Here is a 16,801-nt window from a genome sequence, read left to right as displayed (position 1 = left end):
GGGTTAAAATATTTTTCTGTTCAAAATTTTATCCGCTACTTACTGACATTGATAACATCACACACTCATACATCTGATGATTAAAGATGTTTGTTCATCATGCCAGCAGACTGATTCTTTTTTAAAAGAGGCACGTTTATGTCAGCACCACAACCCAATAAAATCCCTGTACAGCAAATTGACCTTGATGCGACCAAGCATCGAGTTCACCCTAGGTTTGTCACCGGTTTTTATCAAAACATTCGTGTCGTCACGATGTATGCGCTTTTAGCCGCTTTTCTGCTGTTGCCATGGTTACGTTATAATGGTAGGCAAGCAATATGGCTTGATGTTCCCTCGCAGCATTACTATATTTTTGGCATGACTTTTCTGACCCAAGATTTTTACTTCATTGCCGCCTTTGCGATTATTGCCGCATTCACTTTATTCATGGTGACTGTGTATGCAGGGCGTGTTTGGTGTGGCTATGCCTGCCCTCAGACGATTTGGACACATCTTTATCAATATGTTGAAAAATGGGTGATTGGCGATCGCAACAAGCGTATCAAATTTGACAAAGAACCGATGAGCGCAAAAAAAGCCTTTAAACGTTCTTTGGTATATTTTATTTGGTTGGTATTTTCAGTAATTACCGCGGCAACCTTTGTCAGTTATGTCGCTGGAACAGATTATTTATATCAAAGCTGGCAAACCAGTGGTTTTATTCCTATCCCTGATTGGCCAACATGGATATGGGTGTCGATGTTTATTTTCACCTTTGCTACCTACGTCAATGCAGGTTATATGCGTGAGCAGATGTGTATCCAAATCTGCCCATACGGTCGTTTTCAAAGCGTCATGTTTGATAAAGATACTTTGGTTGTATCCTATGATTATGAGCGCGGTGAGCCTCGCGGGGCACGCAAAAAAGGCACGCATCCTGAACATTTAGGCGACTGTATTGAATGCACCATGTGCGTGCAGGTATGTCCGACTGGCATTGATATTCGAGATGGTTTGCAAGTCGCTTGTATACAGTGCGCGGCTTGTGTTGACGCTTGTAATGAAATTATGGATAAAGTCGGCTATCCACGTGGACTCATTCGTTATACGACAGAACGACAGTTGTCAGAAAAAGAAGATACCCGCGTCATCAGTCCACGTCTATTTGCTTATTTAGCCGTTATTACTATTTTATGTGGTGGCGTTATTTATGCATTGACGGACCGTGTACCCTTAGAGATTGATATTCGCCGTGACCGTAATCAGTTGTCTTCAGTGAATAATCAAGGCATGATTGAAAACAGCTATATCGTCAAGCTGACTAATAAGACACAAGAGCCACATACCTATACAATAACCCTTGCTCCACAAGAAGGTTTGAGCTTGGCGCTGCGATTCAATGATGTACCATTAGAAGCAGGTGAAAGCTTTGATATGCCTGTGAGTATTTATGGCGACCCTAAGGTTATCGATTTTGAACAAACATCAGTGACCCTAAATGTGACCAGTGAAGATGGTCAGTATAAAGTCAGTAAACAAAACGTATTTACTACTCAAGGGCAGTAGGTTTTTATAAGCGATTGATAGCTTAGCTAGGGCGCGTCCTCATTTTAAAAGTGGTAATAGAAATGCAATAAATGGCAGCCAAACTGGGAAAATAGTATAGATAACATCGTGCTATTAACCAGTAGTTTGGCAAAATTTAACCATTTTTAATCCATTTAGGTGCTTTCTTTCAGACTGAGGATGCGCCCTAGTATATAATTCTATATTTCACCTGTGAGTCAGTGGCTAGCAGGTGGACGATTTATCATTAAACTGGCAGCTGTTTTGCTGTCAGCTTATCCATTGATACAGTTTATAGATATCTGATAAACAGATATCTGATTAATAGGTATTTTATGTCTACTCCAGCATCAAATTTTAAGCATCAAGATACTCAGCCATGGTATAAGAATTACATGGTGGTTATTTTTGTTATTGGCATGCCAGCATTTGTCGTAGTGGCCTGTATCTTTTTTGTTTATTACTCTTATCAAATTCGGGATAGCGTGGTACGTGACGACTGGTATATGGATGGTAAGACGCTTTATCATGATGTGTCACGTGACAAATTGACTTATGACTTAGATTTGCACGGCGAAATGCAGTTTGCAGATAATGGTGATGTTGTATTCTATCTAAATTATCCTGAACAGAGTCTGCAATCAGGTAAACTGCTGAATGGTAATCCTTTGGCTTATCCTGAAAAACTAGATCTGTCTATCTCACATGCAACCGATATCAAAAAAGATCACGATGTTGTACTTCAACATGTCGACGGCAATAAATACAGTGCGCAGGTAGATATAGATCCTTTAAAAGCAAAATATTATCTACAAGTAAGTAGCGATGGTAAAGATGACTGGCGTATGCAAGATGTGGCGAAATTACCACGTTCAAAAGTTAGCTTTGACCCATTACCTGTTTTTGCAGAAAGTTGATTTTACCAATCTTGCTATTATAAGCATGATTAATAATTGATTTATTAACACATAAAAAACCAGCCATTAGTAGATAATGAGCTGGTTTTTTATAGCCAATTTAAAGGTTTTAGCGATAGCTGGTTCAGTATAGAACCATCAAATAACCGGATTAATCGTTGGGATTTTTTGCGTGATACGATTATCTGCTGTCGCTTTATCTGATTCTGGCAGTTGCTGTTTATCACTCATAAACTTCGGATTGAACGCTTGAGTTTTTGGCGATACAGGTAGGCCAATTTCAGCCAAGCTCTCGGTCTGCCCAGCTTGGATATTATCTCCTTCAAACAAACGCTCATTGTCATCACGATCAAGACTTAACTGCTCAAAATCAAACAATTCACGGTCTGCTAGTTGCGACGGTGCGACGTTTTGCATGGCTTTAAAAATAGAGGCCAAACGCTGCGGATGAGCACTATCCCATTCCCGCAACATATCGTTGATAATGGCCCTTTGTAAGTTGGTTTGGCTGCCACATAAGTTGCATGGAATAATTGGAAATGCTTTTAAGCGAGCATATTCGATAATGTCTTTTTCTTCGACATAAGCCAATGGGCGAATAAGTAGGTTTTGCTTGTCATCACTGAGCAATTTCGGTGGCATCGATTTAAGAGTGCCGCCATGAAATAAATTCAAAAAGAAAGTCGCCAACATATCATCGCGATGATGACCCAGCGCAATTTTGGTTGCGCCAATCTGCTTAGCAAAACCGTATAACGAGCCGCGGCGCAGACGTGAACACGCCGAGCAATAAGTTTTGCCTTCTGGCACCACGCTCTTAACGATACTATAAGTATCTTTTTCTAAGATATAGTGAGCAATACCCTGCTCGTTCAGATACGCTGGCAAAATATCCTCAGGGTAACCGGGCTGCTTTTGATCGAGATTGACCGCGACGATATCAAAGTTAATCGGCGCGATACGCTTGAGTAATAGTAAAATATCCAGCAAGGTATAGCTGTCTTTACCACCTGAAACACAGACCATGACCACATCGCCGTCTTCGATCATATTAAAATCACGAATCGCCCAAGAGACTTGTCTACGCAGCTTCTTTTGTAGCTTACGGAACTCTGCTGATTCAGTAGACGTTGACGGTGCAGCGGCGATACTGTCTTCATTTGTATGATCGTCAGCAACATCCTCATATTCCATACTATCACCATCAGTGTCCCAAGCATGATTATCCAAACCTGTATCAGCTGACATATCATCGATTTCAGGCGTAATTTGTGGCGTAAACAAGGTTGCTGCGGTCATAAGTTACTCAATATCTTTACAAGGGAATTTTGCTAAAAAATGGAAGAATAAAGCCTTTAGCAAGGAGGTAATAGTACAGTGGCTCTAAAAGCAGCGATTATAACAAAATTTGCTAACAGATTGAAAAGATGAGATTAAACTATCAGATTAAATATTCAGTCTTTTTTATGGCTTAGCTCAGGGCATGCTGAACATTCGACCATAGCACTGCTGATAGCTCCATACTTTTATAAACAAATTTCTCTTTTGAGCTGATTAAGGTTTCATATCGTATTTATAATGGCTCCGTGGTTCTGTAATGAGCGTATTTTTGCTAAAATAGGCGTTTTTCGCAAACCCATTTCGCAAACCAATAATAGATACCACTATGACTAATGTTACTTCGCAAAGCGCCTCCAATAATCAAGCCTTCGATACTGACTTAAATGCTCTGCATAAAAGCCAAAATGCCGTTGTGCTGCTGTCAGGCGGGCTTGATTCGGTGACTTGTTTGTATTGGGCCAAGGCACGTTATGCGTCGGTGACTGCGGTCAGTTTTAATTATGGTCAACGCCACAATAGTGAGCTGGTCGCGGCAAAAGCCATCTCTGAGACTGCCGAGGTCAATCATAGAATCATTGATATTGATATCGCTCAGCTTGGTGGCTCTTCGCTGACAGATCACAGTATGATTGTTCCTGATGGCGATACGGATAAATTCCCTAATAAAAAGCGTGATGAGATCGATAACGACGCTATTCCCAACACCTATGTGCCTGCGCGTAATACGATATTTTTGTCTTATGCGCTAGCCGTTGCTGAAGTGACCGATGCCAATCATATCGTCATTGGCGTCAGCTCAGTCGATTACTCAGGCTACCCTGACTGTCGTCCAGAGTATATTGCCGCCTTCGAGCATATGGCCAATCTTGCCACCAAAGCGGGCGTTACCGGTCATCACTTATCCATTCAAACGCCATTACAGCAACTGTCAAAAGCAAAAACCATTGAGCTTGGATTGTCATTGGGCGTCGATTATGGGCAAACCATATCTTGCTACCAAGCCGATGCGCAAGGTCTTGCTTGCGGTGTATGTGATAGCTGTGCCCTACGCCGTCAAGGCTTTGCTCAGGCGGGCATCACTGACCCAACCCATTATCAATCTTAGTTAATGATAGAATTGCACTTGCATGAAAGCGTGATAGCAATCAACATTAGCGAAACATTCGCTTGCATTAACACAGCACGCCGCCGTTGTATTTTAACTCACATACTTGTTATGGTATGAGCGATTGCATTTATCACAAGATATAAGTAACCACATTAATCAACGAACTATGAGTACTTTTGCTTTACTTTGAGTACAAAATTTAGAAAATTGATGTTACCCGTAAGAGGATATTTATGAAGTTGTTGCCATTATTACCCCTAGCTTTAGCTGCCATTTTTGTAATGCCACAAGCAAACGCTGCCGATATTAAGCAAAATAACATCAATACCTGCGTTAATGGTGCGGTCAAATATAAAGTCGCTGACAAAGGCGATGCGACCAAACTATGCAATTGCACTATTGGTGTGCGTAGCAACATGACCATCGGTCAGATGTGGGAAATTGAGAGCTATGCCCAAGACAAAAAAGATCCGTCTGGACTGCCTTACGTCAAAAAAATGCAAAAAGATTTGCAGCAATGCACTGTTGGCTTAGATTTAAAACAGCCACAAAAACCAGCATAATACACACCTCGTTTGATATACAAAAGACTGGCTATTGCCAGTCTTTTTTGTTGTCAATACAGGCGCAAAGTGTAAAACTGATTATGAATTGCTACTAATCTGCTTATAATAAGAACACAGCATAGATTACCAATCGACATAAGCACTGACATAAGTACTGATATAAACAAAAATGAATAAGGATTTTATAATGGCAAAACCAACCACAGAAAACCTAACCTTACCTGACTTTCCAGTGACGATAGTACGAAAGCTTGCCGGCAACTTTATCCATAATGAAATCAATCTCCAAGAGATGATTGCCAATACTGATAAAGGGCTTATTCTGTACTTTTATCCAAAAGACAGTACGCCAGGCTGCACCACTCAAGCAACCGAATTTACTGCTCATCTCCATGAGTTTGATGATTTAGGCTATGACATTATCGGCGTCTCACGTGATAGTGTTGAATCTCACGAGAAATTCATCACCAAATATGATTTAAACATTGCCCTTATCAGCGATACTGATGAAAAACTATGCCAATACTTTGACGTTATTAAAGAAAAAAATATGTATGGAAAAATCAGCTTAGGGCTGGTCCGTTCAGCCTTTGTCTTTGATAAAGATGGCACGCTCACTCATGCTCAGCGAAATTTACGTGCCAAAGGCTACACTGAACGTTTGCTTGAAACCTTAGCACCTTAACAAATAAAGCCAAGAATCATAAAAAAGCATTTTAAAATAGATGCTAATAATCATTAGGATAAACGCTGGATATCAGAGGCTAAAATTGGTTTTTTAATAATTTTTTTAGAGCAAGCTCTTATCAGAGGAATCTCTTAAAAAACTCATCTAAAAAACAGCCCTAAATAATAAACATTTTATAACTTGAGAATCATATGAATAAACAATCTGATACTGCAGCGGATAACACAGCATCCAAAGCTACTCGCCAAGTATCTGTTGCCGTTATCGGTGCAGGTACTGCTGGGCAAAATGCTTTTCGTCAAGCCAGTAAAACCCATGATGATGTTGTTATTATTAATGACGGATTCTGGACGACCACTTGTATTGCGGTCGGCTGTATGCCAAGCAAACTATTGATTGCCGCCGCTGATCGCGCGTATGAAGCCAATCACTCTGCTGAATTTGGCGTCCATGCCACTGTCCAGATAGATGGCAAGCAAGTCATGCAACGCGTTCGGGACGAGCGTGCTCATTTTGCTAGCTACGTCAAAGCTCAAGTAGATAGCTGGCCTGATCACAAAAAAATCTCAGGACGCGCTCATATCAATAACCGAGGATTCATTGAAGTCAATGATGCACTGATTGCCGCTGACAAAATCATTATCGCCACGGGCAGCTCTCCATTTATCCCAGATGGCTGGGCAGATAAGCTTGGTGACGCCATGCTCACCTCTGATACGATCTTTGAGCTCACAAATTTACCAAAAACAATGGCCGTCGTCGGTACAGGTGCTATCGGATTAGAGCTTGCGCAAGCCTTTAAACGCTTAGGCGTAGAAGTAACTTTGTTTAATCGTGTCAAACGTGTTGCAAGTCTCAAAGACGATGATATCAATAACAAAGCTATCGATTGCTTAAGCCGCGAATTGACCATACATTTGGGCAGCAAAATCAGCGATGTCGGCGTGCAAACAGCCACGGATAATGACCATTCAGCCGCGTTCATTGATTATGAAGACAGTGCCGGAGAGTCGCAACAATGGCAAGGTGAGTATGTACTGGTTGCGACCGGTCGCCGCAATAATATCAAACCGCTGGGAGTCGAACATTTAGGCGTTGAACTTGACGACAAAGACCGTCCAAAGCACTTGAATAAAAAAACAGGTCAGATTGGTGATTTAGATGTCTATATCGTTGGTGATGCCAACGCCAATCTCCCACTATTGCATGTGGCCAGTGATGAAGGCTATAGCGCTGGAAGTATGGTCTGCGAGAATGAAGACGCCGCTCATATTCGCCCGCCCGCCACGCCCTTCTCTATTGTGTTTTGCTCACCGCAAATCGTTAACGTCGGCATGTCTCTACCAGACATTCAGCAGGATACAAGCTTAGAATATGTCATCGGTAGTGTCAGCTTCGACAATCAAGGACGTAGTCGCGTGATGGGCGTCAACTGTGGCCTGCTACATATCTATGGCTGTAAAAAAACTGATAGAATCTTAGGCGCTAGTATGGTGGGTCCTGATGCCGAGTATATTGGACACATTTTAGCGGCAGCGATTACCAATGATTTGAGTGTTAAGGCCATGCTCGATACGCCTTTTTATCATCCTACGATATTAGAGGGCTTACGTACCGCGTTACGCGATGTTCAACACAAAATGGCAATACCTTATCAGTACCAAGACACACAGGAAGATAGCTTTTAAGCATCAGCTCAGCTACACTTTCAAAACAAGGATGTGCCGTATTAATCATCACTCATGTTGTGTTTGGTAGCACTGACGACTTGAGGTACTTTAAAAACTCTGCATGGACCAAAAAATGGCAATCGCTAGTATTACTGATTTTTTTAAAGAGATTGTTCGTGACTTGCATACTAGCCTCTACCTTGCGCTTGGTGGCTCTGTCGATGAAGAGTCACTTGATTGGTCGTCTCAAGCGGTAGAGCTCGCTAGTACTGCCATCAAAATCCTAATACTGCTGGCAGTGTTGGGATTTTTTATTGGCTTGCCATTTACATCCTTAAGCAAAGTAGGACAAAAATCCGCCTGAATGAGCGCCGTACTAAGATTGTCCGTTCAGTCTTGCGTTATATCTGGATAGTTGCCAGCTTGATTGCCATTATGAGCCAGATTTACTTTGAGCCAGAGACTATCAAAGCTACTGCAAAAGCCAGTACATGGGCGGGTATTTATTATGTACTTTGGGCGTCATCTGGACAGATTATCCATAAGGTGTTACAGCATTATGGTCTCAATGCTTCTATAGAGCAGCTGCTTCAAAACATCTTGTCAGTGCTGCTATTGGTACTCGGACTTGCCAGCGTCATGGCGCAATTTGGTTTCGATATCGTCTCATTGGTCGCAGGTTTAGGGATTGTGGGTTTGGCAGTCGGTTTTGCTGCCCAATCAACGCTTGCTAATTTCATTGCAGGTATTACCATTTTACTCGAACAATCTTTTCAGGTTGGCGACTGGATTCATATCAATGACAATGAGGGTCGCGTCGTACTCATTGCGTTACGCACCACCCATATTTTGACGCGAGACAACATCACCGTCATTATTCCCAACTCTAACGTTGCCTCCTCTGAGGTGACCAATTTAACCTCCAAGAACTTCATACGTTTCGATATTCGTGTGCGTATCGCCTTTGAAGATGATGTCGATACTGCTCGCAAGGAAATTTTGCAGGTGCTTACTCATACCGATGTGGTACTCAGCCGTCCTGAAACCTCGGCCACCGTGGATGAAATTGGTGAATACGGAGTGTTTTTTATTGTGCGTTTTTGGGTCAAGCCTGCTGCTGTCGCGCGCATGCCCAAAATTAAAGAAGGTCTAAAAGAAGATATCAAGCGTGCCTTTGATGCCGCTAATATTTCTACTCCTTACCCTCATATGCGTCTGCTTATGCCAAAGGATGTGGATTATCCTATTGCCACTAAACCTTTTGCAACTACAACGCAGGTCGTGTCAGAAACGCCACCACTGAGCAAAGCGGATAAATAAGCTCATTAGATTATTTATCCCTTGGACGATTTATCCCACAATTTTTAGGCGTAAGGTTTTCATCTTTAGTATGATAAGCATGATTCTGTGAAAGATGACATTACTGAATCTCTCTTTGATAAACACCACTACTTTAAACCATCCTGCCTTGAATTATGGTAAAATTGGCGGTTAAACATCTTATTTTATGATGTGCATTACTTATCAATTTAGCCCACAGGTATCCGTATGACCGAAACAACCGCGCCCGCACCTCTAACAGCAGCTTCACCAGAATTGTCGCTTGACCTTATTATCACCTGTGCCGATGGGCTTGAGGCACCACTCCAAACTGAGCTGACAAGTTTTGGTATTGCAAGTGAAATCAAAAGTACAGGCCGTCTGGCAGTTACTGGTACTTTGCGTGACTTATATAGCATTTGTTTGTGGTCACGTGTCGCCTCGCGGGTACTAATGCTCATTAAACGCAAAAACATCAATGCCGAATACGATGTGGCTGAGCAACTTTATGGCTTGGCAAAATCGGTCAATTGGATTGAGCAGTTTAGTTTAGAGCAAACCTTTGCCATTCGTCTTTCGGTCGATAAGCGTGTCGCCGTCAGTCAACAGTTTGCGATGCTACGTATTAAAGATGCGATTGCAGATACGTTCAATGAAGTTTATGACAGCCGTCCTAACGTCGATAGTAAAAACCCAGACTTTTCTATATTTGCAACCGTGAATGATAAGCAAGCTGAGCTGTATTTAGATTTATCAGGTACCAGTTTGCATCGCCGTGGTTATCGTGTGGCAATGACTGAAGCGCCACTCAAAGAAAACTTGGCAGCGGCTCTACTATATAGTGCAGGCTGGCACAAGAAAAATGAAGCTGGCAATGCACCTTTTTATAATGCGCTAATTGATCCAATGTGTGGGTCTGGCACCTTTATTATTGAAGCACTACTCATGCATTGCGATTATGCCGTGGGTATCGATAAAGCCGCCAATCAATTTGGTTTTTACCAATGGCAGCATCATGACGATGCCTTATGGCAACAGATGATCGATGATGCCCAGACACGTTTCCGCGAAGCCTTAGCAATTGCTAATGAGCAACCAGATACATTACCGCTGATTTTGGGTTTTGATGCTGATAGCGGCGCGATTTTAGCAACAGAGAAAAACCTGATTGCCGCAGGTTTGCAAGATTTACTACCATTACTTGATCTTGAGACGCGTGCGCTTGACCAGCTGAGCACTATTTTGAAGCCACTAGTCGATGACGGTCGATTGAGCAATCCTCTAATCATCACCAACCCACCTTATGGTGAGCGTTGGGTGACGAAGAGATGATTAAGCCGTTATATCAAGCGATTGGGCTTATTTTGCAAGACAGCTTTGCTGGTAGCGGCATCGATCCAATGCTTGGCATATTGGCATCTAATGTTGAGCAAGTTGATATCTTACCTATCAAAGAACCAAAAACCTTACGCTGTCATAATGGTGCTATCACCGTTTATTTCCGCTATGGCACCTTGATTGCGGGACAAACGGGCAATCTCGTTAGTCGCTTCGAAAAACGTGAGATTGAAGTGGAAGAGGGACAAGACTTTATCAACCGCTTGCAAAAAAATCTGTCCAAGCTGAAGAAGTTGGCTAAAAAAGACAAGGTTAGTAATTTGCGCGTTTACAATGCTGACTTGCCCGACTTCAAAGTCGCCGTCGATTTATATGGCGACTATGTGCACGTGCAAGAATATGCGCCACCAAAAACCATTCCACCTGAGACGGCTAAAAAACGCTTCAACTTGGCACTAATGGTATTCGTGAAGTTTTTGGTATTAACCGTGAACAAATATTCATCAAGACCCGTGCACGCCAGTCTGGTAATGACCAATATAGCAAACAGAACACCACAGAAAAGCGTGGTAAATTTCATGTTGCACGTGAAGATGGTGCGTATTTTTACGTCAACTTTACGGACTATTTAGATACGGGTTTGTTCATTGATCACCGTAATATGCGTGCCCGTATCAAAGACAACAGTCGTAATAAATCCGTACTGAACTTATTTGCTTATACCTGTACCGCAAGTGTCCATGCGGCATTGGCTGGCGCGAAAAAAGTCACTAGCGTTGACTTGTCACAGAACTATCTAGACTGGGGCAAGCAAAACTTTGTATTAAATGGTCTGGACGTTAGCCGCAATAAATATCAATTCGTCGCAGCTGATATCTTTGAATGGATTAAAGACAATACTGAACAATTTGATGTCATCTTTATCGATCCACCGACTTTCGAATTCGAAAAAGTTCCAAGGTACCTTTGATGTGCAGCGCGACCACTCTGCCCTCATTAATCGCGCGATGAACCGCTTGACCTCCGACGGGATTTTGTATTTTTCAAATAACTTTACCCGCTTTGAGCTCGATGAGCAACTAACTGAGCGTTATGAAATTATTGATATCACCCAAAAACCATTGGTTTTGATTTTGATATTAAAAAGCCCATTCATCAAAGTTTTGAGATTCGTCATCGTCAGGCTGATAATTTAGGTTTATGGATGGATTTAAAGGTTAACCACCGCATTTAGACGCCAACTTTTATGGTCAGTCTGATCGTACACATAACAATGACCCAATCGGCTTTGATTGGGTCATTTTTTGTTGTTATGATAGAGCGTCATTAAGCAATAGTTTTGCAGCTATAGTCAGAGCACTTTTAAACCGCTACGGTGTTACCCGCCCTAGATGTACTCAGTGTACTATCTGCGGTCGGTCGCCTTGTAGCGATTCTAAAATTCCTTGACTATATAATTTTTCAACCAGTTCAATCCCACTATCAATTTTGCTACTTTAGCTTACGTCTGATAGCTTGCATTGCTATTGCTTTAATATTGCCCCTCTCCCTACTCTAATAACCTTTTACTTTAATAATAAGGACAATCCCATGGCATTATCACTTAATAAAGGCGGTAACTTATCGCTCACCAAGACTGACCCAAATTTAACCAAGTTACTGATTGGTCTTGGTTGGGATGAACGCGCAACTTCTGGTGCTGAGTTTGATCTTGATGCCAGTGTGTTTTTACTGAATACGGCAGGTAAAGTACGCGGCGACCATGACTTCATTTTCTATAACCAACTTAAGTCTGATAATGGCGCGGTTGAGCATACTGGTGATAACCGCACTGGCGAAGGTGATGGAGATGATGAAGTCGTCAAAGTAAATCTGACTCAAGTCCCAGCTGATGTGGATAAAATTGTCGTCACTGTCACTATTCATGATGCGGCGGCTCGTAGTCAAAACTTTGGTCAAGTTGCCAATGCCTTTATTCGTGTCGTGAATGAAGAGACAGGCACTGAAGTGGTACGTTTTGATTTGGCAGAAGATTACTCTGTTGAAACGGCAATGGTATTTGGCGAAGTCTATCGTCACAACGGTGAATGGAAATTCCGTGCCGTTGGTCAAGGCTATTCAGGCGGCTTGCAAGCATGTGTCAACAGTATGGCGTTGTTATCTAACTTGATAACTTATTCATGCTTAGACTACTATATGACAATTAAACTCAAAATATAACGCAGGTATTAGCCTCTATTTTTACTCACCATTAGCAATGATAATGGCTGTAAAATATGGTTGCAAAATAGTCACAATTATTCATAGCTAAATGACTAGTAATGCTTTATGTTTCGTTTAGAATTATGCAAAAAAAGTGGTTAGCAATAACCGCTTTTTTGTGGTTATTGCCTATAGTAGGCCGACCTTAGCTTTATGCAACCAGACAGGATGTGTCATGAGACATTTTTATTTAGACTTTATTTTCACAGCCATCGCCCTAGCGGTCGCGGCATGGTGGGGATATTCACATGGCGGTATGGGCGGTATGATAACCACCCTATCTATTACCGCTATTTTGGCCGTCATGGAGATTTCATTATCGTTTGATAATGCGGTGGTCAACGCCTCAGTCCTTAAGGCTGGGACGAGTTTTGGAAAAAGATATTTTTAACGGTAGGTATTTTAATCGCCGTCTTTGGTATGCGCTTGGTATTCCCTATTGTTATCGTCGCTGTTACTGCCGACCTTGGTATGATGCAAGTAATCGATTTGGCATTGAATGATCCTAAAGAATACTCAGCCAGACTATTGGCACATCATGCCGAAATCTCAGCATTTGGTGGTATTTTCTTGTTACTCGTCTTCTTAAACTTCATCTTTGATGAAAAAGAAGTACACTGGTTCGATTGGCTTGAGAGCCGTCTGGCAAAATTAGGTAAAGTCGATGCCATGAGCGTGTTTGTCGCGCTTATCGTCTTGATGATTGCTGTATCATTTGCCAAGCCTGAGCAATCAGCTGCGGTCCTAATCGCTGGCGTATGGGGCATCTTGGTTTATCTTGGCGTACAAGTGGTCTCTGGTATGTTAGAGGGTGATCTTGAAGAAGAACTAGACGCTCAAGGTAATAGTACTGGTGCTGCAACTAGCGCGATTATGAAAGGTGGTATTATCGGTTTCTTATATCTAGAAGTCCTTGATGCTTCATTCAGTTTCGACGGTGTGATCGGCGCATTTGCGATTACTAATGACGTAATCGTTATTATGCTAGGTCTGGCTATTGGTGCGATGTTCGTACGTTCGATGACTATCTTCTTAGTCGATAAAGGCACCCTTGATGAATATGTCTATCTGGAGCACGGCGCGCATTATGCTATCGGTGCTTTAGCTATCATCATGCTGCTATCAGTGAAATTCCATGTACCAGAGCTTATCACTGGTCTGATTGGTATTACCTTTATTGGTTGGGCGTTTGTCGCTTCACTCAATTATCGTAAGCGAGAAGCAAATCAATTACTTGATGCTCGTTCGATGTTAAAAAACCAAGCAAAAATTTTTAATATCAAACAGTATAAAGTGGATAGATAAAATTAGTTTAAAAATAGACGGGTTGTACCAAAGCAGTTGGTATGACCCGTTTTTGCTCTAAAGCACTTATTTGACACCCGTTGAATAAGTGCTTTTTTATGTTGCACTGCCTGACGATCTAATTTACTTTTTGATAACAACACCTTAACGACTGTTGCTCGGACGGTTAAAAAGTATCAGACTTGCAGCATTGATATGTCCCTTAGTAATCATATCGTAATCACACAAAATACGCCTTGCTTAGTAAGCAATCGCTTAGTATAGTAAATCGTAATGATATGCAGGGCGTGGCATACGAGTAAATTTATTCATTGTTTGCATTTATATATCGACCACTGCACTATTTTAGTTTATTTTTTTTATCATTCAATCCACTCAATTATTAATCAAAAGGATATTTATATGGCTATTAGCTTAACAAAAGGCGGCAACGTAAACTTATCAAAAGAAGCGCCGGGTTTAACCAATATTACAGTCGGTCTTGGCTGGGATCCACGTGCTACTGACGGTCAAGAGTTTGACTTAGATGCGATTGGCTTTTTGGTCAATGAAGCGGGCAAAGTACGTAATGACCAAGATTTCATCTTTTTTAACAACTTAAAGTCAGACAATGGCGCGGTTGAGCACACAGGTGATAACCGTACTGGTGAAGCGACGGCGATGATGAGAAAATCAAAATCAATCTTGCTAGCATTCCAGCTGACGTAAGCAAAGTCGCTATCTGTGCGATTATTTATGAAGGTCAAAGCCGCAATCAAAACTTTGGTCAAGTGGGTGATGCCTACATCCGTGTCGTTAACGACAATGGCGATGCTGAAATCGCACGTTATGACTTATCAGAAGACGGTAGTACCGAAACTGCGATGATTTTTGGTGAATTGTATCGCCATAGTGGTGACTGGAAATTCCGTGCCGTTGGTCAAGGCTTCAGTGGTGGTCTTGGACCATTAGCGGCTTCTTATGGCGTTAATGTTTAAGAGCTAACTAACATCTAACGCTAATAATATAAGCCCGAAAAGCCATCAAGTGTGCCCTACTATCGCATTTGATGGCTTTAAAAGTAATAGGCTAGCGAAAATCTATGGTGAAGCGACTTACAGACATAACTTACAAACATATAGAATACTGATATAAGGATTCGCACCCTATGACCGCCACGTTTAGCTTAATCGGTACCATTGAACCATTTCTTCATTGTAATCTCAAAAAAGGCGACTCCATCTATTGTGAAGCCAATGCAATGGTGATGATGGAATCAAACCTTGAGCTAAAAGGTAAGCTGCAAGGCGGTCTGATGCAATCACTTATGCGCCGTTTTGCCAATGATGAATCCTTATTTCAGCAGCAGATTGAAGCCGTGAACGGTGAAGGCGATTGTTTACTTGCGCCAACGCTCGACGGTGATATGCAAATCATTGATTGCGGTGCGCAGCAATATACTTTAAGCGATGGCGCATTTGTCGCGGCGCAAACGGGTGTCGATGTGAAGGCTAAGATTCAACGTAATCTAGGTGGCGCCGTCTTTGGTGATACTGGCGGCTTTATGGTGATGCAGACGCAAGGTCAAGGTCAGGTAGTGGTATCGGGTTTTGGCTCATTGTTTGAGATTGATGTCGAACCTGGTAAAGACGTCATCATTGATAACGGCCATGTGGTCTGTTGGGACTCGCGTTTGGAATACAAACTGTCGGTCGCCACCAGTAAGAAAAAAGGCTTCATGGGCAATATCATCAATTCGGTCACCAGTGGCGAAGGTATGGTTTTAAACTTCTCAGGCTCAGGCAAAGTCATTATCTGCTCTCGTAATCGTGATAGTTACCAAGGCTGGCTACAAAGCGTCTTAGGGACTAGCTCAGGTGGTCGTGGCGGCAGTAACAGTTTACTTGGCAATATCTTATAACTATTATTATGTTTTTAAAGCTTTATGTTACAACGACTCCTCGTCATTATAGACTTTATTTAACCCTCTACTCACAATTACTATAACACTGTAGTATAAGGAATATCACATGGCAGTTAGTTTACAAAAAGGTCAAAAAATCTCCCTAAGCAAAGAAGCGGGCGGCGAGCTTACCCAAGTAAAACTGGGTCTAGGCTGGGACGTTGCTCAAAACCCTCAAGATAAAAAAGGTGGGTTCCTGGGCAAGTTATTCGGTGGTGGTAGCGGCGGCGACTCGATTGACTTAGATGCTTCGTGCATCATGTTTGATACCAATAAACAAGCCATCGATGCGATTTGGTTCAGTCAGCTGAAATCAAAAGATGGCAGTATCGTCCATACTGGTGATAACCGCACTGGCGACGGCGATGGTGACGACGAAGTTATCAATGTCGATCTTTCAAAAATCCCTGCCAATGTCGTCTCTCTAGTATTTACGGTCAATAGTTTCACTGGTCAAACCTTTGAAACGGTAGAAAATGCATTTTGTCGTATCGTCAATGCCAATAACAATCAGGAAGTCGCGCGCTACAATTTATCAGCGCAAGGTGGGCATACCGCGATGATTATGGCAAAAGTATATCGTCATAATAACGAGTGGAAAATGCATGCGATTGGTGAAACGGCTTCTGGTCGCACCTTTCATGATTTGATGCCTGCCATCACGCCGCATGCGTAAAGGATTAAAAGCTTGAGTTGGATTAGCCTTCATCCGTTAAAATGAGCTATTGAAGCAACATTATTGATAAAAAACAGCCCATCTAATCGTAGATGGGCTGTTTTTTTACATGTGCAAAAG

9 protein-coding genes and 5 pseudogenes are annotated in these 16,801 nt (G+C 42.1%); 13 read left to right on the top strand and 1 reads right to left on the bottom strand.

The features are described from left to right. Window positions 1-138: 138 nt before the first annotated feature. Entirely contained in the window at window positions 139-1,548 is a 1,410-nt protein-coding gene (gene ccoG / locus TT12_RS00840) for a cytochrome c oxidase accessory protein CcoG (protein WP_045451347.1), read from the top strand. 335 nt (window positions 1,549-1,883) lie between these two features. Next, the gene (locus TT12_RS00835) at window positions 1,884-2,465 is read left to right on the top strand and encodes a FixH family protein (protein WP_045451345.1); all 582 of its coding nucleotides are present in this window, start codon (window positions 1,884-1,886) and stop codon (window positions 2,463-2,465) included. 138 nt (window positions 2,466-2,603) lie between these two features. Here the strand turns inward: TT12_RS00835 and ttcA are convergent, their stop codons facing one another. Then, window positions 2,604-3,764 carry a tRNA 2-thiocytidine(32) synthetase TtcA gene (gene ttcA, locus TT12_RS00830; protein WP_045451340.1) on the bottom strand — a complete coding sequence of 387 codons (1,161 nt, stop codon included), beginning with the start codon at window positions 3,762-3,764 and terminating at the stop codon, window positions 2,604-2,606. A gap of 430 nt (window positions 3,765-4,194) precedes the next feature. On the opposite strand from ttcA, the gene queC reads away from it, so the two are divergent. The 11 genes and pseudogenes from queC to TT12_RS00775 all read left to right on the top strand — a co-directional run bounded on the left by queC (window position 4,195) and on the right by TT12_RS00775 (window position 16,681). Continuing rightward, window positions 4,195-4,911, top strand: coding sequence for a 7-cyano-7-deazaguanine synthase QueC (gene queC, locus TT12_RS00825; protein WP_201605111.1), 717 nt, complete (start codon window positions 4,195-4,197; stop codon window positions 4,909-4,911). A gap of 236 nt (window positions 4,912-5,147) precedes the next feature. Then, window positions 5,148-5,477 carry a hypothetical protein gene (locus TT12_RS00820; protein WP_045445384.1) on the top strand — a complete coding sequence of 110 codons (330 nt, stop codon included), beginning with the start codon at window positions 5,148-5,150 and terminating at the stop codon, window positions 5,475-5,477. Between the two features lie 190 nt (window positions 5,478-5,667). After that, entirely contained in the window at window positions 5,668-6,165 is a 498-nt protein-coding gene (locus TT12_RS00815) for a peroxiredoxin (RefSeq protein ID WP_045451336.1), read from the top strand. A gap of 194 nt (window positions 6,166-6,359) precedes the next feature. Next, window positions 6,360-7,856, top strand: a complete 1,497-nt coding sequence (locus TT12_RS00810) for a dihydrolipoyl dehydrogenase (protein ID WP_045451334.1) — start codon at window positions 6,360-6,362, stop codon at window positions 7,854-7,856. 115 nt (window positions 7,857-7,971) lie between these two features. After that, window positions 7,972-9,158, top strand: a pseudogene (locus tag TT12_RS00805) (mechanosensitive ion channel family protein). A 228-nt stretch (window positions 9,159-9,386) separates the two neighbouring features. Next, window positions 9,387-11,730: pseudogene (rlmKL, locus tag TT12_RS00800) on the top strand (bifunctional 23S rRNA (guanine(2069)-N(7))-methyltransferase RlmK/23S rRNA (guanine(2445)-N(2))-methyltransferase RlmL). A 356-nt stretch (window positions 11,731-12,086) separates the two neighbouring features. Beyond that, a pseudogene (locus TT12_RS00795) lies at window positions 12,087-12,661 on the top strand (TerD family protein). Between the two features lie 272 nt (window positions 12,662-12,933). Further along, window positions 12,934-13,985, top strand: a pseudogene (locus TT12_RS00790) (DUF475 domain-containing protein); the annotation flags it as partial. A gap of 480 nt (window positions 13,986-14,465) precedes the next feature. Continuing rightward, a pseudogene (locus TT12_RS00785) lies at window positions 14,466-15,040 on the top strand (TerD family protein). Between the two features lie 170 nt (window positions 15,041-15,210). Continuing rightward, on the top strand, window positions 15,211-15,963 hold the full coding sequence (locus TT12_RS00780; RefSeq protein ID WP_045451333.1) for a TIGR00266 family protein: 753 nt from the start codon (window positions 15,211-15,213) through the stop codon (window positions 15,961-15,963). Window positions 15,964-16,072: 109 nt separating this feature from the next. Beyond that, on the top strand, window positions 16,073-16,681 hold the full coding sequence (locus TT12_RS00775; RefSeq protein WP_045445366.1) for a TerD family protein: 609 nt from the start codon (window positions 16,073-16,075) through the stop codon (window positions 16,679-16,681). Window positions 16,682-16,801: the final 120 nt, after the last annotated feature.

The sequence above is a fragment of the Psychrobacter sp. JCM 18903 genome, from assembly GCF_000586475.1.
Lineage (GTDB): Bacteria > Pseudomonadota > Gammaproteobacteria > Pseudomonadales > Moraxellaceae > Psychrobacter.
This window is presented reverse-complemented; position numbering and strand designations above follow the sequence as displayed.

Coding starts and splice junctions, on each gene's coding strand:
- ccoG (WP_045451347.1), top strand. CDS start 139: ATGTCAGCACCACAACCCAATAAAATCCCTGTACAGCAAATTGACCTT.
- TT12_RS00835 (WP_045451345.1), top strand. CDS start 1,884: ATGTCTACTCCAGCATCAAATTTTAAGCATCAAGATACTCAGCCATGG.
- ttcA (WP_045451340.1), bottom strand. CDS start 3,764: ATGACCGCAGCAACCTTGTTTACGCCACAAATTACGCCTGAAATCGAT.
- TT12_RS00820 (WP_045445384.1), top strand. CDS start 5,148: ATGAAGTTGTTGCCATTATTACCCCTAGCTTTAGCTGCCATTTTTGTA.
- TT12_RS00815 (WP_045451336.1), top strand. CDS start 5,668: ATGGCAAAACCAACCACAGAAAACCTAACCTTACCTGACTTTCCAGTG.
- TT12_RS00810 (WP_045451334.1), top strand. CDS start 6,360: ATGAATAAACAATCTGATACTGCAGCGGATAACACAGCATCCAAAGCT.
- TT12_RS00780 (WP_045451333.1), top strand. CDS start 15,211: ATGACCGCCACGTTTAGCTTAATCGGTACCATTGAACCATTTCTTCAT.
- TT12_RS00775 (WP_045445366.1), top strand. CDS start 16,073: ATGGCAGTTAGTTTACAAAAAGGTCAAAAAATCTCCCTAAGCAAAGAA.